This window comes from Bradyrhizobium hipponense, assembly GCF_008123965.1.
Taxonomy (GTDB): domain Bacteria; phylum Pseudomonadota; class Alphaproteobacteria; order Rhizobiales; family Xanthobacteraceae; genus Bradyrhizobium; species Bradyrhizobium hipponense.
Genome location: NZ_VSTH01000121.1, coordinates 1 through 18541, shown reverse-complemented (window position 1 = coordinate 18541; position 18541 = coordinate 1). Strand labels below are relative to the sequence as shown.

Below are 18541 nucleotides of genomic sequence, written 5' to 3'. Positions count from 1 at the left end.
CTGTGGTTATGGGTCCCGGCCTTCGCCGGGACGACGGGAGAGAGTTCTTAATTGTCACAAGCATCAATCCGCCACCAGCACGTCGGCCACGAATTTCGGCTCGCGCACAGTCTGCCCTGCGAACGGCGAGCCCTGCTCGAACCACGAGCGCGGGGCTGGTGCGCCCCACAGCGTCTGACGGCGCGGGTCGCGCAGCGACCAGCGCAGCGGCTCGTGGTCGTGATCGCCGGTAAAGTAGTCGCTGGTGTAGAGCTCGAGCCGGTGGCCGTCAGGATCCCTGACATAGAGGAAGAACGCATTCGAGATGCCGTGGCGTCCGGGACCGCGTTCGATGTTCTTGACGAAACCCTGCGACGCCATGACGTCGCAGAGGTGGATGATGTTCATCGCCGTCGGCGTCCAATAGGCGAAATGATGCAGCCGCGGCCCCTTGCCATTGGTGATGGCGAAGTCGTGGACGTTGCCCTTGCGATGCATCCAGGCCGCGGCGATGCGCCCGTTCGGCCCGTCCTCCTCGGCATATTCGGTGAGACGGAAGCCGAGCCGGGCATAGAAATCGACGGTGTCCTGCACCTCGGCGGCAAAGACATTGAAATGGTCGAGCCGCTGCGGATGACAACCCCTGTAGAGATCGTAGCGGCGCAGCAGATGCGGCCGCCGGTCCATTGACGCGTAGAGTTCGATCCGGAAGCCGAAGGGATCGGTGAACTGCAGGGTACGACCCTGGAACGGCTGGTCGACGAAGGCGTAGCCAAGGCCGTTCTCGGACAGGAACGCAGCCGCCTTGTCGAGATCCTTGTCGTTGCCGACCTTGAAGCCGAGCCGGTTGCAGGCGGGAGCGGCCGCCTTGCGCAGCACCAGCGAGTGATGCTGATGCTCCTCGGCGCCACGCAGGTACACCACATTGTCGTCGGCGTCCTCGACATGCAGGCCGACGGTGGTCTCGTAGAACTCGCGGCTGAACTTCAAATCGGTCACGTCAAGCACGGCGTGGCTGGAGCGGATGATGTTGAACGGCGGCTCGAAGACGTGTTGCGGTACGGGCATTGCGTTTCCCCTCGGAGTCATTCCGGGGCGGCTCGAAGAGCCGAACCCGGAATCCATCGTGCAGCAGAGTCGGTGGATGAATGGATTCCGGGTTCGATGCTTCGCATCGCCCCGGAGTGACCGATTCCCTAAATTCCCAGTTTCGGAATCTTGTGCGTGCCCCGCGCCAGCGAGACGTGCTTAGTTTCCATATAGAAGTCGAACGAATAGTCGCCTCCGTCGCGGCCGATGCCTGAGGCCTTCATGCCTCCGAACGGCGTCGGCAGATGGCGGACGTTTTCCGAGTTTAGCCAAATCATGCCGGCCTCTAACGCGTCGGCGACACGCAACGCGCGGCCCAAGTCGTTGGTCCAGACATAGCCGGTGAGGCCATAGCGGATGTCGTTGGCGATCTCGATCGCATCCGCCTCGTCGCGGAAAGGAAGAACGGTGAGGAAGGGACCGAACACTTCTTCCTGCGCCACTCGCATCTTGCCATGCGCGCCGGTGACCAGCGTCGGCTCGACATAATGTCCGCCGCCGGGCCCGTCATAGGCTTTGCCGCCGACGGCGATCACAGCGCCATCCTGGCGCGCGACGTCGAAATAGGAACAGACCTTTGCCAGGTGCCGCTCGTGGATCAGCGGCCCGATCTCGGTCGCGGGATCGAGGGGATGACCGATCTTCAGCGCCTTCACCCGCGCGGTCAGCTTCTCGACGAATTTTTCGGCGATGCTGGCCTGGATCAGCAGGCGGCTCGAAGAGGTGCAGCGCTCGCCGTTGAGCGAGTAGATCATGAACACGACCGCATCGAGCGCGCGGTCGAGGTCAGCGTCGTCGAACACGATCACCGGGTTCTTGCCGCCAAGCTCGAAATGCACGCGCTTCAGCGTCGGCGCGCCCTGCTTCATGATGGCGGAGCCCGTCGCGCTCTCGCCGACAAAGCCGATTGCCTTGATCGCGGGATGCTCGGTCAGCGCCTTGCCGGCCTCTTCGCCAAAACCGTGAACCGTGTTGAGCACGCCATCGGGAACGCCGGCCTGCTTGACGAGCTTCGACAGGATATCCGCGGTCACCGGCGACCACTCGGCCGGCTTGTGCACGACGGTGCAGCCGGCCGCGAGCGCAGGCGCAATCTTCCAGGTCGAGAGCATGAACGGCGTGTTCCACGGCGTGATCACGCCGACGGGGCCGATCGGCACCCGCGTCGAGATATTCCAGTGCTCATCGCTCGGCGTGTTCTGGCCGTCGCGGGCTTCGCCGCATCTGTCGGCGAAGAAGCGGAAGTTTTCGGCAGCGCGGACTGCAGCCTTGGCCATGAAGCGATAGGGCTGGCCGGTGTCGATGCATTCGAGCACCGCGATGTCTTCGGCATTGTCCTCGATGGCGCCGGCGACCCGATGCAGCAGCTTCTTCCGCATCGCAGGCGCCATGTCGCGCCAGGATTTGAAGGCAAGCGCAGCGGCGGTGGCCGCGCGATCGACGTCCTCGGCGTTGCCGCGGGCGACGCTCGCGAGCGTTGCGCCGTCGACCGGGGACCTGGTCTCGAAGCTCTCGCCCGAGATCGAGGCAACGGTCTTGCCGTCGATCAAATGGCCGATGCCGTCGGCGCGGAGCTTCTTGAGCAGCGGCGCGACACGGTCGCGGTTGGCCTGGAACATATCGGCCTTCGGCGCGGGCTTATCCATGGGCGGCCTCCACTTTCAGGGCGTCGTGGATGTTGTTGCGCTTCCAGCTGGTATCCTTGTCGTTGATCTGCATGTCGAACGACAACGCGAATTTGCTGGCGGCAAAGACGGGATCGAGATGTCGGGAGAGCGCCTGGAACACATGCTCGCCGGCTTTCTTGCGGGTCGGAAGGTCGCGGCCCTCGCCGATGCGAAGCACCATGTCGAGAAAGCCGTAGTCCTGGCGGGCATCCGCAATCGCATAATGCTCGCACTTAATGGCACGGACGCGGATGCCGCCGAGCGGGAAGATGCCGGTCTCGACCGCCGCCTTGCGCACGAGCTCGCACGCCGCGCCGATGTCGAGGCGGCCCTCGAGATTGGCCGAATATTCGATCGTGAAATGCGGCATGGCGGTTTCACTTCCTGTGTCTTTTTGTTCGTCAGGCGAAGTAGCAGCTCACCGAACCGTAGGCGCCATAGTCGGCTTGAATTGTGTCGCCCTTGCGGGTCTCGATCGGGCGGATGAAGGAGCCGGCGAGCACGACCTGCCCGGGCTCCAGCGCGAGACCGAGCGGCGCGATCTTGTTGGCGAGCCAGGCGACGGCGGTGGCGGGATGATTGAGCACGCCGGCGGCAAGACCGGTTTCCTCAAGCTGACCGTTCTTGAAACAGAGCGCGCCGATCCAGCGCAGATCCGCTTCCGAGGGGCGGATCGGCCGGCCGCCCAGCACGATGCCGGCATTGGCCGCATTGTCGGCGATGGTGTCGAAGATCTTTCGCGTCGCCTTGGTTGCGGGATCAACGCGCTCGATCCGCGTATCCAGAATTTCCAGCGCCGGCACCACGAAGTCGGTGGCGTTGAGCACGTCGAACATCGTGCAGTCGGGACCGGAGAGACGCTTGCTCATGATGAAGGCGAGCTCGGCCTCAACCCGCGTCGCGATGAAGCGCCCGGTTGGAACCAGCCCGCCGTTGGCAAAGAACATGTCGTCGAGCAGCACGCCCGAATCAGGCTCGTCGATGTTGAGCGTGCTCTGCATCGCCTTTGACGTCAGGCCGATCTTGTGGCCCTTCACGATGCGTCCTTCGGCAATCTTGACATCGACCCACGCCTTCTGAATCGCGTAGGCATCGGCGATGCTGATGTCGGGGAAGTCCTGCGAGAGCTGGCGGATCTGCGTGCGGGTCCTCTCCGCCTGGTGCAGACGCTTCGCGCAAGCTTGGATATCGTCGTTGGAAAGCGCCATGTGATCTTACAATGTGTGATCTTACAAATCGTGGTGCTGGAGAAGTACTTAACATGTTAAGCGAATGCGTCAAACACAATTTGATCTTGCTGCACTGCAAACATTTTGCGGCCTGAAGGCGGGGTATCATGGCGAAGAGACCGGCTGATCCAGCGAACGCAGGCGCGACTGCCGCGCGGCAGGTGCCGATGCGCGACTTCTCGCGCTCGCTGCCGATGTCGCTGCTCAGGGCGCGCGAGGCGGTGATGCGGCAATTTCGTCCTTCGCTGCGCGAGCACGGCTTGACCGAGCAGCAATGGCGCATTTTGCGGGCACTTGCGGCGATCGAGGCGGCCGAGGTCACGGAACTCGCGCGCACGGCGTTCCTGCTCGGACCGAGCCTGTCGCGTATCCTGCGCGATCTCGAGGCGCGCAATCTGATCGAGCGCAAGACCGCGAAAGCGGACCTGCGCCGCAGCATGGTCTCGATCTCGGAGAAAGGCGTGAAGCTGATGGCTTCCGTCGCGCCGTCATCGGAGGCGATCTATTCCGAGATCACGCGACGCTATGGTGCACGCAAGCTCGCCGAGTTGCAGGACATGCTGGCCGAGCTCGAACGGAGTCTCGCCGAACTTGGTGCCTCCGACGAGGCAATAGCCGAGGAGTGAACCCAGATATGCGCGTGCGCGCGGCGAGAGCGATGGACATCGCCGCATTTTTTCGCTCAAAGTCCCCCAAAGCCGATCCGCTCAAGATCGGCTCCACCCTTGCCGGATGACACCTGGGCGGCGATAGTGAACACCGCCCGCGAGGTCGGCGTCAGCGAAGTCAGCATCCAGAGGGCGACTGCATAGGTCTTGCGTCATTGCGAGCGTAGCGCGGCGATCCAGTTAGCGGTAACAGCGGATCGCGCCGTCGTAGCGCTCGTCATGGTGACGAAGGTCCAACAAACAAAGAAGGAAGGCAACGTGGCGAACAAGGTCAAGGAAATCTGGAAGTCGGGCAAGGCCGTGGTCAACGCGTGGCTCGCGATTCCCTCCGGCTTCTCGGCCGAGATGATCGCGCAATGCGGCTTCGACAGCGTCACCGTCGACATGCAGCACGGCGTGCAGGACTACCTGTCGATGGTGCAATGCTTCCAGGCAATGGACAAGCATCCGATCACGCCGATGGTTCGCGTGCCCTGGAACGAGCCCGGCATCATCGGCAAGGTGCTCGACGGCGGCGCCTATGGCGTGATCTGCCCGATGGTCAATACGCCCCAAGAAGCCAGGAACCTCGTCTCCTATTCCAAATATCCGCCGAAGGGCGTGCGCTCCAACGGCCCGATCCGCGCCGGCATGTACGGAACCGCGGGCTCCTACCAGAAGACGGCGAACGACGATATCGTGCTGCTGCCGATGATGGAGACCAGGACCGCGGTCGAGAATATGGAAGCGATCCTCGATGTCGAGGGCCTCGATGGCGTCTATATCGGCCCGTCCGACCTCGGCTTCTCCTACGGCCTCGAGCCGAAGCTCGATCGCACCGAGCCGGAGATCCTCGCGATCTACGACAAGATCATCAAGGAGTGCGGCAAGCGCGGGCTCAATCCGGGCATCCATTGCAGCGGTGCCGAAGGCGCCGCGCGCGCCATCAACATGGGCTTCAAGCTGGTGACGCTGTCGAACGAGGTCGGCCTGATGACGACCTACGCCAAGATGCAGGTCAACGCGACCCGGAAGGATTCGGCCGGGAAGGCGTGAGCTCTCTCCTCTCCCTCTCCCCGCTCTTGCGGGGAGAGGGTTGGGGTGAGGGGCCTCTCTCAAAACGGACTGAACTAACGATCGAGCGCGCGGCTTGCGCTCACCCGGATCGTACCGGACAATGCTTCGCATCGCCGGGAGCGATCCGACCTCTCCACGTAAGAACGGGGAGAGGTGAAGTAAGAAGACCAAGGAGATACCCATGACCGTCAGCCCCGTCATCCGCCTGCATCCCGATGATGGCGTGCTGATCGCGCGCGCCAGCCTGCCGCCCGGAACGGTGGTGGCCGACGGCGTGACGACGGTCGAGCGCATTCCCTCAGGCCACAAGGTCGCGATCAAGCCGATCGCAGTTGGCGAGCCGGTCAGGCGCTATGGCCAAATCATCGGCTTCGCCACGGTGCCAATCGCGCCGGGCCAGCACGTGCACACCCAGAACTGCGGCATGGGCGACTTCGCCAAGGACTACGCTTATTGCGCCGACGTCAGGCCGACGCCGAACTTCGACCTGCCGGCGACCTTCGAAGGCATCCGGCGCCCGGATGGCCGCGTCGCTACGCGCAACTATATCGGCATCCTCACCTCGGTGAATTGCAGCGCGCATGTCGCCAGCCTCGTCGCCGACGTCTTCAAGAAGAATCCGTTCAGTGGCGACAATCCGCTGGCTGATTTTCCCAACGTCGACGGCGTGGTCGCGCTGACTCACAAGACCGGCTGCGGCATGACCCAGAACGAGCCCTTGGCGCTGCTCCGCCGCACGCTCGGCGGCTATGCGCGGCACGTCAATTTCTCCCACGTCATCGTGCTCGGCCTCGGCTGCGAGGTGAACCAGATCGGCGGCCTGATGGAGGAGCAGAAGCTTGCCGGGCGTCTGCGCGCCATGGATATCCAGGAGGTCGGCGGCACCCGCAAGACCGTGGAGGCGGGCATTGCCTTCGTGCGCGAGGCGCTCGCTGACGCCAACAAGGTCAAGCGCGAGTCCGTGCCAGCGAGCGAGCTTACCGTCGCGCTGCAATGCGGCGGCTCGGACGGCTATTCCGGCGTGTCGGCTAATCCAGCCCTTGGTGCGGCGAGCGATCTGATCGTGCGTCACGGCGGCACCGTGATCCTGTCGGAGACGCCGGAGACTTATGGCGCCGAGCATCTGCTCACGCGCCGCGCCGTCAGCCGCGAGGTCGGCGAGAAGCTGGTCGATCTCATGCGCTGGTGGGACGAATACACCGAACGCGAAGGCGCCGAGATGAACGCCAATCCGAGCCCCGGCAACAAGGCGGGCGGCCTCACCACCATTCTCGAAAAGTCGCTCGGTGCGATGGCCAAGGCCGGCACAACCAACCTCGTCGACGTGCTGCGCTACGCCGAGCCGGTGACCAAGAAGGGTTTTGTGTTCATGGACACGCCCGGCTACGACCCGGTCGCTGCGACCGGGCAGGTCGCCGGCGGCGCCAATCTCGTCTGCTTCACCACCGGGCGCGGCAGCGTGTTCGGCTGCAAGCCGGCACCGTCGATCAAGCTCGCCACCAACACGCCCATGTACAAGCGCATGGAAGACGACATGGACGTCAATTGCGGCACCATCCTCGAAGGTGCGGAGAGCGTCGAGCAATGCGGCCAGCGCATCTTCGATCTCATCCTGAAGACCGCCTCCGGCCAGCCGACCAAGAGCGAGAGCTTTGATTTCGGCAGCGCCGAGTTCGCCCCCTGGGTGCTTGGCGCGACCATGTGACGGACCCGGTAGCCCAGATGGAGCGGAAGCGAAATCCGGGACGATTCAATCCGCGGATGAAGAACCCCGGATTGCTCTGCGCTCCATCCGGGCTACGGCGGATACTTCGTAGGCACGTGCTGCCCGTTGTTAGTGCTTGATCGCGATCACCAGCGGTGTTCTGCTCAAAAAAGCTGCTGGAGTACCGCAACCCGTGTCGATCTACGTCGCATTACACCACGTCACACACTACAAATACGACCGTCCGATCGATCTTGGCCCGCAGACCATTCGGCTGCGGCCGGCGCCGCACACGCGCACGCCGATCCTGAGCTATTCGCTCAAGGTCACGCCATCAAATCATTTCGTGAACTGGCAGCAGGATCCGCAAGGCAATTGGCTGGCGCGCTACGTCTTCCCGGAGAAGACCACGGAGCTGAAGATCGAGGTCGATTTCACGGCGCAAATGACCGTGGTCAATCCGTTCGACTTCTTCGTCGAGCCCTACGCCGACAGCTTTCCGTTCGAGTATCCGCAAGATCTCAAGACGGAGCTCGCGCCTTATCTCGAGACCATCAAGCCCGACCGCCTGTTTGCGAAATATCTCGACACGCTCCCGCACGAAGCTCCGAACACCGTCAACTTCCTGGTCGATCTCAACAGGGAGCTGCGCGAGAGAATTCGTTACGTCATCCGGATGGAGCCGGGCGTGCAGACGCCGGAGGAGACGTTGTCGTCGTGCGCCGGCTCGTGCCGCGACTCCGCCTGGCTGCTGATCCAGGCCTTCCGCCATCTCGGGCTGGCTGCCCGTTTCGTCTCCGGCTACCTGATCCAGATCCGTCCCGACATCGATCCGATCGAGGGGCCGCCAGAGGTCGAGAGCGACTTCACCGATTTGCACGCCTGGGCCGAGGTCTACCTGCCCGGCGCAGGCTGGATCGGATTCGACGCCACGTCGGGCATGCTCGCGGGCGAGGGGCACATCCCGGTCGCCGCGACGCCGCATTACCGTTCCGCGGCGCCTATCTCGGGCGGCGCCGGCTTTGCCGAGGTCGAGTTTGCCTTCGACATGAGCGTCCGGCGCATCCGCGAGGCGCCGCGTATCACAAAGCCTTTCTCCGACGAATCCTGGACCCGGCTCAACGATCTCGGCGAGCAGGTCGACGGCGATCTCGCCGCGCAGGATGTGCGGCTCACCATGGGCGGCGAGCCGACCTTCGTCTCCGTCGATGATCTGGAAGCGGCGGAATGGAACACCGAGGCGGTCGGTCCGACCAAGCGCGCGCTTGCCGACGATCTGATCCGCCGCCTGCGCACGCGCTTTGCGCCCGGCGGCCTGCTGCACTACGGCCAAGGCAAATGGTATCCCGGCGAAACCCTTCCGCGCTGGGCGTTCGGTCTGTACTGGCGCAAGGACGGCGTGCCGATCTGGAAGAATGCCGACCTGATCGCCAAGATCGAGAATCCGCGGCGCGCCGCGGTCAAGGACGCCGAAGCCTTCATGCAGGGCACGGTGGCACGGCTCGGGCTCGATCCCGGCTACATCATGCCGGCCTATGAAGATCCTGCCTACTGGCTGCAGAAGGAGGGGGAGCTTCCCGTCAACGTCGATCCATCCGACTCCAAGCTGTCCGATCCGGAAGCGCGCGCGCGCATGGCGCGGGTGTTCGACGAGGGGCTGAATACGCCAAAGGGCTTCGTGCTGCCGGTGCAGCGCTGGAACGCGGAGGCGCCGCGCTGGCGCAGCGAGCGCTGGAATCTGCGCCGTAACCACCTGTTCCTGATGCCTGGCGATTCCCCGCTCGGCCTGCGATTGCCGCTCGCCGCGCTCGAATATGTGCCGCCCGATCGCTATCCCTACATCGTCGAACAGGATCCGATGGAGCCGCGGAGCAAGCTGCCGGTGTTCGGCCGCATGCAGCGCCTGGAAGCGCCGGCATCACGGGTCGCGCCGAAAGATCCCGATGCGCCGGAGCCGGTCCGCACCGCGATGTCGGTTGAAGTCCGCGACGGCGTGCTCTGCGCCTTCATGCCGCCGGTGGAGCGGATCGAGGATTATCTCGAGCTGGTCGCGGCCCTCGAAGCCACTGCCGAGGAGATGCAGCTCCAAGTCCATGTCGAGGGTTATCCGCCGCCGTTCGATCCGCGCGTCGACGTCATCAAGGTGACGCCCGACCCCGGCGTGATCGAAGTCAACGTCCAACCGGCAAAGAGCTGGCGTGAGGCTGTCGACATCACCGTCGGGCTCTACGAGGATGCCGCCAAGATTCGTCTCGGTGCCAACCGCTTCCTGGTCGACGGCCGCCACACCGGCACCGGCGGTGGCAATCACGTCGTGGTCGGCGGCTCTAGCCCGCAGGATTCGCCGTTCCTGCGCCGACCTGATCTGCTCAAGAGCCTGGTCCTGTACTGGCAGCGTCATCCGTCGCTTTCTTATTTCTTCTCCGGCCTGTTTATCGGCCCCACCAGCCAGGCGCCACGGATCGACGAAGCGCGCCACGACAGCATTTACGAGCTCGAGGTCGCGCTCTCGCACGTGCCGCCGCCGGGTTACCAGGCGCCGCTGTGGCTGGTGGACCGGCTGTTCCGGCACCTGCTCGTCGACATCACCGGCAACACCCACCGCGCCGAGATCTGTATCGATAAGCTCTATTCGCCGGATGGCCCCACGGGGCGGCTCGGCCTCGTCGAATTCCGCGCGCTCGAAATGCCGCCCGATCCGCGCATGTCGCTGGCCCAGCAGCTCCTGATCCGCGCGCTGATCGCAAAGCTCTGGCGCGAGCCGCAAGCCGGCAAGTTCGTGCGCTGGGGCACCGCGCTGCATGATCGCTTCATGCTGCCGCATTTCATCTGGGAGGACTTTCTGGACGTGCTCTCGGAGCTGAAGCAGTCCGGCTATCCGTTCGAACCGGAATGGTATCTGGCCCAGCTCGAATTCCGCTTCCCCGCCTTCGGCCGCGTCCACCATGGCGGCGTGACGCTGGAATTGCGCCAGGCGCTGGAGCCCTGGCATGTCCTCGGCGAGGAGGGTTCGGCCGGCGGCACGGTGCGCTACGTCGATAGCTCGGTCGAACGGCTCCAGGTCAAGGCGGAGGGGTTCGTCGAGGGCCGCCATGTCGTGACCTGCAACGGCCGGCGCCTGCCGATGACCTCGACCGGCCGCTCGGGCGAGGCCGTCGCCGGCGTCCGCTTCAAGGCCTGGCAGCCGGCCTCCGGCCTGCACCCGACCATTCCGGTCCATGCGCCCTTGACCTTCGACCTCATCGACACCTGGAACGGCCGCTCGCTCGGCGGCTGCGTCTACCACGTTGCCCATCCCGGTGGCCGCAGCTACGACACCAAGCCCGTCAATACCTACGAGGCCGAGGCGCGGCGGCTGGCGCGCTTCCAGGACCATGGCCATACGCCCGGGCCAATCCGGCCGCCGCCGGAGGAACGCACAAATGAGTTTCCGCTGACCCTCGACTTGCGAACGCCGCTCCTGCAATGAGTATGGGGGTAGGGCAAGGAGACTCGCATGGGCGAGCGCGCAGCCGAAGAGAACGACCAGGCGGGCAGGGCGTCCGGCCAGAGCCGCGTCGCGCAATGGGTTCGCGACTATAGCCGCCTGCCCGGCATCCCCGACGAATTCCTCGGCCCCGACGGGGCCCCGCGCGCGGTCTGGAGCCGCTTCCTCGATGCCTTCGGCGCGCTCGCGCCCGACGAGATCGAACGGCGCTTCGCCATGGCCGACCGGCATTTGCGCGAGGCCGGTGTTACCTACCGCGCTCCGGGCGATGCCGCAGATCGAACCTGGCCGCTCAGCCACCTGCCGCTCCTGATCGACGAGGCCGACTGGCGCCAGCTCACCGCCGGCATCAAGCAGCGCGCTGAGCTGCTCGAGCTGGTGCTGCGGGACATCTATGGCGAGGGACGGCTGGTTGCCGAGGGCGCGCTGCCCGCGGCCGCGATCGCCGGCAGCGCCGAATATCTGCGGCCCGTCTGCGGCGTCCCGCCGCCCGGCGGGCGCTATCTTTCGATCTATGCCGCGGATGTCGGCCGCGGGCCCGACGGCCGCTGGTGGGTGCTCGGCGACCGCACGCAGGCGCCATCGGGCGCGGGGTACGCGCTGGAGAACCGCCTGGTGCTCTCGCGCGCCTTCTCCGATCTCTACAAGTCGATGAAGGTGCCGCGCGTCGCGCCGTTCTTTGAGGCCTTTCGTGACTCGCTTCGCGCCACCGCCGACCGCGACGAGCCGCGCATCGGCGTGCTCTCGCCCGGCAGCTTCAGCGAGACTTATTTCGAGCATGCGACGCTGGCACGCTATCTCGGATTCCTGCTGGTCGAGGGCGACGATCTTGCCGTCAGCGACAACCGCGTCCACATCCGTACCGTCGCAGGACTTAAGCGGCTCGACGTGCTGTTGCGCCGCGTCGATTCCAACTCGCTCGATCCGCTCGAGCTCGATGCCTCCTCGCGGCTGGGTGTGCCCGGCCTGATCGACGTGCTGCGCAAGGACGGCGTCGTCGTCGCCAACATGCCCGGCTCCGGTGTGTTGGAGGCCCGCGCGCTGCTCGGCTTCCTGCCGGCCCTGAGCCGCCGCCTGCTCGGTGAAGAGCTGAAGATGCCGCATATCGCGACCTGGTGGTGCGGCCAACGTTCGGCGCGCGACGAGGTGCTGTCGCGGCTCGACGAAGTCGCGATCGGAGGCGCCTATCGGCGCGGCGTTCCGGGTTTCGACAGCAACGGACCGGTGCTTGCGAGCGAGCTCGATGCAAGCGGCCGCCGGCGCCTGGTCGACTCCATCAACGGCCGTGGCATGGACTATGTCGGCCAGGAGGTGGTGCGGCTCTCGACCATGCCGGTCTGGGAGCAGGGGCAGCTCACGCCGCGCCCCTTCGTGCTGCGCGTGTTCGCGGCCGCGACGGCCGATGGCTGGACCATCATGCCCGGCGGCTTCTGCCGGATCGCCGAACGGGCGGATGCGCGCGCGGTGTCGATGGGCGACGGCGCGCGCGCCGCCGACGTCTGGGTCGTCTCGGACAAGCAGGTCCAGGCCGCGACGCTGCTGCCGGCGACCGACAAGGTGCGGATCCGCCGCATCGCGGGCGTGCTGCCGAGCCGGGCTGCCGACAATCTGTTCTGGCTCGGCCGCTATCTCGAACGCGCCGAGGCGACGCTGCGCCTGGTGCGCGCCTTGAGCTCGCCAAGCGGGCCCAACAAGGGCACCTCGGCCACGATGCAGTCGATCGAACGCATCCAGCGCATGCTGGTGTCCTGGGGCGCGATTTCGCAAGCTTCGCGCGCGGCACCCGGGCGCATCGCCGCCGAAGCGCTGCAGGGCGCGGAGCGTCCCGGCTCGGCGTTGTCGCTGGTGCGCGCGTCACAGCGAACGGCGACCTCCTTGCGCGAGCGGCTGTCGCCGGATGCCTGGCAGGTCATTACCGAAATGGCCGAGCGGCTGGCTTACGAGGTCGAGGATGACGACAGCGTGCTGAGCGCCGCGGAACTGACCCTGCAGGAGCTGGCGAGCTTCGCCGGCTTAGCGCAGGAGAACATGAACCGCGCCGCGGGCTGGCGCTTCCTGGATATCGGCCGCCGTGCCGAGCGCGCGATCAACACCACGCGCTTCGCGCGCCAGTTCGCCTATGACGAGGCCTGCGACGAGGATCTCGATATCCTGCTGACGCTGGTGGATTCACAGATCACCTACCGTTCGCGCTATCTGCTGGCGCCGATCCTGGCCCCGGTGCGCGACCTTGCGGTGCTCGACGGCTACAACCCGCGCTCGGTCGCATTCCAGGTCACGATGCTGAACGAGCACATCGCGGCGCTGCCGAGCCTGAAGGAACACGGCCTGATCGAGCGGCCGCAGCGGCTCGCGGTCGCGGTGCAGGCGATGCTTGCGACCGCCGAAGCCGAGAAGCTCGAGGTCAAGACGCTGTTCGCGCTGGAGCAGGACCTGCTCAGCCTCGCCGAGGCAATCGGGCTGCACTATTTCCCGCATGGTCCCAATGCCAGCCGTCCGGAAAAGCTGACGGGGCTGGCGTGATCTACGACATCCGTCACGTCACCACCTACGAGTACGAGAGCGCGGTCAGCTTCGCCCGCTGCACGCTCCGGCTGGAGCCGAGGAGCGGCGGCGGCCAGGAGCTGATCTCACACAATGTCGAGATTCGGCCGCGCCCGGCGGAGCGCAACGTTCGGCGCGATTTCTTCGGCACGCTGACCGAGAGTGTGGTGATCGAGGCCGCGCATCGCACCTTGCGGATCGACTCGCGCTCGCGCGTGTCGGTGTCGCGCCAGACGCCGCCGCGTGACGCCGCGAGCCTGTCCTGGGAGGGCATCCGCGACCTGGCCTTCGAGGCGACGAGCCTCGGGCCGTCCTCGCCAGTGGGCTATGTCTTTGCAAGTCCCCTTGTGCCGGTGCTGCGGCCCGTCAGCGCCTATGCGGAGGCGAGCTTTGCGCCCGAGACGGGCATTCTCGCCGGCGCCGTCAATCTCATGCATCGCATCCGCACCGAGTTTCGCTACGATCCCAAGGCGACGGCGATCTCGACGCCGCTCGACGAGGTCTTCGACAAGCGTCACGGTGTCTGCCAGGACTTTGCCCATGTCATGATAGCTGGCTTGCGCGGGCTCGGTCTGCCCGCGGCCTATGTCAGCGGCTATTTGCGTACCATTCCGCTGCCGGGCCGGCCGCGCCTGCAAGGCGCCGACGCCACCCATGCCTGGGTGTCGCTGTGGTGCGGAGCGGAGCTCGGCTGGGTCGATTTAGACCCGACCAATGATCTCTTGGTCGCCAACGATCACATCGTGCTCGGGGTCGGCCGCGATTTCTCAGATGTCTCGCCGGTCGACGGCATCATCGTCGGCTCACCGAAGCAGAAGCTCGGCGTCGCCGTCGACGTGCTGCTGGTGGAGTAAGCGTGGTTCGCCGTCCCGGCGCGGCGGGCGCACCGCAGGGTGTATTGAACTGTGACAGCAACCGTGATGTTGCGAAGCGGGACGGTAACATATTTCCGGATTTTCGTCCCGGGGTTTGGTCAGTTCCTGAAGATGGGCTATGCTGGTTTTGCGTCGAGGACGCGAACGAGACGTCGGGAGTTGGCGTGGGACACCACCGGCAGGCAGGGCTGCATCCATGATCACGTTGCCGAAACTGGCAGCCGAAACCCTGGAGAAATTGCTGGGCTCGTTCATGCGTCGCCGGTACGACGAGACTTCCGCAAGCATCGTCGAGAGCGCGACCCGCACCGCGATGGAATGCATCGGCAACAGCGATGCGCTCTATCACAATATCGAGCATACCATGCTGGTGACGCTTGCGGGCCATTCCATCCTCAGTGGCCGCAGCCTCCATACCCACCTGTCGGCCGAGGATTACGTCCATGTCCTGATCGCCTGCCTCGCCCATGACATTGGCTACGTGCGCGGCCTGTTCAAAGAGGATGACGAAGACGGCTTCGTGATCGATGCAGCCGATACCAAGGTATCATTGCCGCGCGGTGCGTCGGACGCGAGCTTGATGATGTATCACGTCGACCGCTCGAAGCTCTATGTGACGCGGCGGCTGCGACATATCCCCGGACTGGATCCGGAACGCATTGCCCGCGCCATTGAGGGTACGCGGTTTCCGGCCCGGGAAGGCCAGGACTATGATGACGATGCCTCGATCCTGCGCGCTGCCGACTTCATCGGACAACTCGGCGATCCCAATTATCTGCGCAAGGCCAACGCGCTTTACTACGAGTTCGAGGAGGTGGGCATGAACCGCCAGCTCGGCTACGACTCGCCCGCCGACATCGTCAATCGCTATCCACAATTCTATTGGAACAGCGTCGCGCCGCACATCCAGACCGAGATCGGCTATCTCAACAAGACCGAGATCGGCCGGCAATGGATTGCCAACCTCTACAGCAACGTGTTTCGCGCCGAGCGAGAGATATCGCTGTCAGGGCCGCAGAAATAGCCCCGTAGCCCGCATGGAGCGACTTGTCCGCCGTAGCTCGAAGAGCGAAGGCGGAAGCGCAATGCGGGGACGCCTGCATCCGCGAATCCCGGATTACGCTGTGCGCTCCATCCGGGCTACAAAGCTACGGCCTCGCAAAGCTCCGTGAGCAAATCATGCAACAAGAAACGGTCACCACTGAGTTCCTCGAGATCGCCTATCGCGATTACAGCGCGGCGGGCGATGTGCGCAAAGCGGCCGGATGAGCTGATTTTGCCGCCGCCGGGAACTTTTCGCTGACAGCGCCGTCCGAATCCTGTGCTGAGCTGCGAAGGAGACGACCATGAACGAGGAGAGCAAGCCGAGCGGACCTGACCTGACCAAGGGCGTCTCGCTGACCGAATTCAAGCACGGCAAGCTGCTCGGCCATGTCGGTGCGGAGGATGTCTTGCTGGTGCAGGCGGGCAGTGAGATCTTTGCGATCGAGCCCTCTTGCAGCCACTACCACGGACCGCTTGCCGAAGGGTTGGTGGTCGACGACACCATCCGCTGCCCCTGGCATCACGCCTGCTTCTCCTTGCGCACCGGCGAGCCCACGCGTCCGCCGGCGCTGAACGCGCTGGCAGTGTGGGAGGTGACGCGCGACCGGGATCGGATCCTGGTTCAGAGCAAGCGCGAGATGCCGGCGCCCCCGGCGCCTCATCGTGCGGCGCCGATGCCGGAGAAATTCGTCATCGTCGGCGGCGGCGCGGCCGGATTCGCGGCGGCCGAGATGCTCCGGCGCGAAGGCTTTGCCGGCGCCATCACCATGCTGAGCGACGACGGCGCGATGCCGGCCGACCGGCCGAACCTGTCCAAGGACTATCTTGCCGGCAACGCGCCGGAGGACTGGCTGCCGTTGCGAAGCGAGGATTATTTTCGGGATGCAGGCATCGACCTCAGGCTCAACACCAACGTTTCCGCGATCGATCCGAAGACAGGCCGCGTGATGCTGGGCAATGGCGACACATTGCCATTCGACCGGCTGTTGCTGGCGACCGGCGCCGAGCCGGTTAGATTGCAGATTCCCGGCGCCGAACAGCCGCATGTCCATACCTTGCGCTCGGTCGCCGACAGCCGCGCCATCATCAAGGCGGCAGGTGGGGCGAGACGGGCGCTCGTGATCGGCGCCAGCTTCATCGGCCTCGAGGTCGCAGCCTCGTTGCGGGCGCGAAAGCTCGAAGTCCACGTGGTCGCGCCCGAGGAGCGACCCATGCAGCGCGTGCTGGGGCCCGAGATGGGCGACTTTGTTCGTGCGCTGCATGAAGAGAACGGCGTCAATTTCCACCTCGAGGACACGGTGGAGAGGATCGACGGCACGCGCGCGACGTTGAATAGCGGCGGTGTCGTCGAGGCGGACCTCGTCGTGGTCGGCATCGGCGTCAAGCCGCGCCTTGCGCTGGCCGAGCAAGGCGGACTTGCGATCGATAGCGGCGTCAGCGTCAACGAATATCTCGAAACCAGCGTGTCAAGCATCTACGCCGCCGGCGATATCGCGCGCTGGCCCGATCCGCATTCGAAGCAAAACATCCGCGTCGAGCACTGGGTGGTGGCGGAACGCCAGGGCCAGACCGCGGCGCGCAACATGCTCGGCGCCCGCGAGCGCTTCGATGCGGTGCCGTTCTTCTGGAGCCAGCACTACGATGTGCCGATCAACTATGTCGGCCACGCCGAGAGCTTTGACGACATCGCGATCGCCGGCAGCATCGCCGGCAAGGACTGCCTGCTGAAATACCGCAAGGGCGGCCGCGTGCTGGCGGTCGCTTCAATTTACCGCGATCTCGACAATCTCGAGGCTGAGCTCGCGATGGAGCAGTCGTAACCAGCAACTCGACGCAAGACCGTCTTGCCGAACTCCGCTGATCTGACGCGCTGACCAAAAGCAGCACGCCGTGCGTTTGCCTCGCGCGGACGATTGTCATCGGGGAGAAACCATGAAAGCCGCTCTGGTCCTGGCCGCAGCGCTGGCTGCCGCCGGTCTGTCCACACCCGTCTCCGCGCAAAAATCCTACGGTCCCGGCGTCAGCGACACCGAGATCAAGATCGGCAATACCATGCCCTATAGCGGGCCGGCGTCGCCGCTCAGCATCACCGGCAAGGTGATCGCGGGCTATCTCGACGAGGTCAATGAGAAGGGCGGCGTCAACGGGCGCAAGCTCAACTTGATCTCGCTGGACGATGCGTTCTCGCCGCCCAAGACCATGGAGGCGGCACGGCGGCTGGTCGAGAGCGATGGCGTCGCGTTCATCTTCGCGACCATGGGCACGGCGCCGAGCTCGGCGATCGCAAAGTACCTCAACAGCAGCAAGGTGCCGCAGTTGTTCTTGATCAGCTCGGCCTCGAAGTGGAACGATCCGGCCAACATGCCCTGGTCGATGGCGCTGCCCTGGGCGCCGAACTACACCAGTGAGGCCACGATCGACGTCGCCTATGCCCGCGCCAAGAACCCGAATGCGCGCTTTGCGGTGCTCTACCAGAACGACGACGCCGGCAAGGAATATCTTCGCGGCGTCAAGGAGGCGCTCGGCGCTGATGCCGACAAGGCGATCGCGATGGCCTCGAGCTTCGAGGTTGCCGATCCCACCGTCGATTCCCAGGTGCTGACGCTCGCGAGCACCAAGGCCGATGTCTTCATGATTTATTCGGTGACGCCGCGCGCCTGCGCGCAGGCGATCCGGAAAGCCCACGAGGTCGGCTGGCAGCCACAGCGATTCCTCGCCTCAGGCTGCGCCAACAAGGCCACCGTGATGGTGCCGGCGGGGGTCGATGCCGGCAAGGGCGTGCTCTCGCTCGGCTCGCTCAAGCCGTTCACGGCCGAGCCGAAGGACGATCCGGCGATGTCGGCCTATATGGATTTCATGAAGCGGCGCCTGCCCAATGCCGACGTCAACAACGTCGCTGGCCTCTACGGCTACACCGTCGCCGAGGCGCTGGTCGTCGTGCTGAAGCAGTGCAAGGACAATCTGACGCGCGAGAACATCATGGCGCAGGCGGCGAGCCTGAAGAGCGTGCCGCTGTCGCTGCTGATGCCCGGCATCACCCTCAACACCACGCCGCAGGATTTCCGCCCGATCAAGGACGGCTATATGCTTCAGTTCGATGGCAATGACTGGATCGTGGCGAGCGAGCTGTTGCGGGGGACGTGAGGCGCGCAGGTCGGGGAGCGGCCGCAGAAGCGGTGCACCCTCTCCCCTTGTGGG

Annotated in this window: 13 protein-coding genes; 9 read left to right on the top strand and 4 right to left on the bottom strand. The window is 65.0% G+C overall.

Features of this window, described 5'->3' with window-relative positions; translation table 11 throughout:
- Positions 1-63 precede the first annotated feature (63 nt).
- The 4 genes from hpaD to hpaH form a co-directional block, all read right to left on the bottom strand.
- Positions 64-1047: a 3,4-dihydroxyphenylacetate 2,3-dioxygenase gene (gene hpaD / locus FXV83_RS30685; RefSeq protein WP_148743324.1), complete on the bottom strand. Its 984-nt coding sequence runs from the start codon at positions 1045-1047 to the stop codon at positions 64-66.
- A gap of 128 nt (positions 1048-1175) precedes the next feature.
- On the bottom strand, positions 1176-2714 hold the full coding sequence (gene hpaE, locus FXV83_RS30680) for a 5-carboxymethyl-2-hydroxymuconate semialdehyde dehydrogenase (protein ID WP_148743323.1): 1539 nt from the start codon (positions 2712-2714) through the stop codon (positions 1176-1178).
- On the bottom strand, positions 2707-3105 hold the full coding sequence (locus FXV83_RS30675) for a 5-carboxymethyl-2-hydroxymuconate Delta-isomerase (RefSeq protein WP_148743322.1): 399 nt from the start codon (positions 3103-3105) through the stop codon (positions 2707-2709). The genes hpaE and FXV83_RS30675 overlap by 8 nt, the downstream gene beginning before the upstream one ends.
- A gap of 31 nt (positions 3106-3136) precedes the next feature.
- On the bottom strand, positions 3137-3943 hold the full coding sequence (hpaH, locus tag FXV83_RS30670; RefSeq protein ID WP_148743321.1) for a 2-oxo-hept-4-ene-1,7-dioate hydratase: 807 nt from the start codon (positions 3941-3943) through the stop codon (positions 3137-3139).
- A 128-nt stretch (positions 3944-4071) separates the two neighbouring features.
- On the opposite strand from hpaH, the gene hpaR reads away from it, so the two are divergent.
- From hpaR to FXV83_RS30625, 9 genes are all read left to right on the top strand, one after another.
- On the top strand, positions 4072-4590 hold the full coding sequence (gene hpaR, locus FXV83_RS30665) for a homoprotocatechuate degradation operon regulator HpaR (RefSeq protein ID WP_148743320.1): 519 nt from the start codon (positions 4072-4074) through the stop codon (positions 4588-4590).
- Positions 4591-4890: 300 nt separating this feature from the next.
- The gene (locus tag FXV83_RS30660) at positions 4891-5667 is read left to right on the top strand and encodes an HpcH/HpaI aldolase family protein (RefSeq protein WP_187436278.1); all 777 of its coding nucleotides are present in this window, start codon (positions 4891-4893) and stop codon (positions 5665-5667) included.
- 202 nt (positions 5668-5869) lie between these two features.
- Entirely contained in the window at positions 5870-7393 is a 1524-nt protein-coding gene (locus tag FXV83_RS30655; protein WP_148743318.1) for a UxaA family hydrolase, read from the top strand.
- 193 nt (positions 7394-7586) lie between these two features.
- The gene (locus FXV83_RS30650) at positions 7587-10862 is read left to right on the top strand and encodes a transglutaminase family protein (protein WP_148743317.1); all 3276 of its coding nucleotides are present in this window, start codon (positions 7587-7589) and stop codon (positions 10860-10862) included.
- A gap of 27 nt (positions 10863-10889) precedes the next feature.
- Entirely contained in the window at positions 10890-13403 is a 2514-nt protein-coding gene (locus tag FXV83_RS30645) for a circularly permuted type 2 ATP-grasp protein (protein WP_148743316.1), read from the top strand.
- Positions 13400-14278 (top strand): transglutaminase family protein, encoded by an 879-nt coding sequence (locus FXV83_RS30640; RefSeq protein ID WP_148743315.1) that lies wholly within the window; start codon positions 13400-13402, stop codon positions 14276-14278. Before FXV83_RS30645 ends, FXV83_RS30640 begins: the two co-directional genes overlap by 4 nt.
- Before the next feature lie 217 nt (positions 14279-14495).
- Positions 14496-15323, top strand: a complete 828-nt coding sequence (locus FXV83_RS30635; RefSeq protein WP_148743314.1) for an HD domain-containing protein — start codon at positions 14496-14498, stop codon at positions 15321-15323.
- Positions 15324-15645: 322 nt separating this feature from the next.
- Complete coding sequence (locus tag FXV83_RS30630) at positions 15646-17163, top strand: FAD-dependent oxidoreductase (RefSeq protein ID WP_148743313.1); 1518 nt, start codon at positions 15646-15648, stop codon at positions 17161-17163.
- Positions 17164-17275: 112 nt separating this feature from the next.
- A complete protein-coding gene (locus FXV83_RS30625; protein WP_148743312.1) occupies positions 17276-18487 on the top strand; it encodes an ABC transporter substrate-binding protein in 1212 nt (403 codons plus the stop codon).
- Positions 18488-18541 lie beyond the last annotated feature (54 nt).

Excerpts from the sequence above, each read along its gene's own strand:
- FXV83_RS30635 (WP_148743314.1), top strand. The coding sequence starts at position 14,496 with ATGATCACGTTGCCGAAACTGGCAGCCGAAACCCTGGAGAAATTGCTG.
- FXV83_RS30625 (WP_148743312.1), top strand. The coding sequence starts at position 17,276 with ATGAAAGCCGCTCTGGTCCTGGCCGCAGCGCTGGCTGCCGCCGGTCTG.
- hpaD (WP_148743324.1), bottom strand. The coding sequence starts at position 1,047 with ATGCCCGTACCGCAACACGTCTTCGAGCCGCCGTTCAACATCATCCGC.
- hpaR (WP_148743320.1), top strand. The coding sequence starts at position 4,072 with ATGGCGAAGAGACCGGCTGATCCAGCGAACGCAGGCGCGACTGCCGCG.
- FXV83_RS30655 (WP_148743318.1), top strand. The coding sequence starts at position 5,870 with ATGACCGTCAGCCCCGTCATCCGCCTGCATCCCGATGATGGCGTGCTG.
- FXV83_RS30675 (WP_148743322.1), bottom strand. The coding sequence starts at position 3,105 with ATGCCGCATTTCACGATCGAATATTCGGCCAATCTCGAGGGCCGCCTC.
- FXV83_RS30630 (WP_148743313.1), top strand. The coding sequence starts at position 15,646 with ATGAACGAGGAGAGCAAGCCGAGCGGACCTGACCTGACCAAGGGCGTC.
- FXV83_RS30645 (WP_148743316.1), top strand. The coding sequence starts at position 10,890 with ATGGGCGAGCGCGCAGCCGAAGAGAACGACCAGGCGGGCAGGGCGTCC.
- hpaH (WP_148743321.1), bottom strand. The coding sequence starts at position 3,943 with ATGGCGCTTTCCAACGACGATATCCAAGCTTGCGCGAAGCGTCTGCAC.
- hpaE (WP_148743323.1), bottom strand. The coding sequence starts at position 2,714 with ATGGATAAGCCCGCGCCGAAGGCCGATATGTTCCAGGCCAACCGCGAC.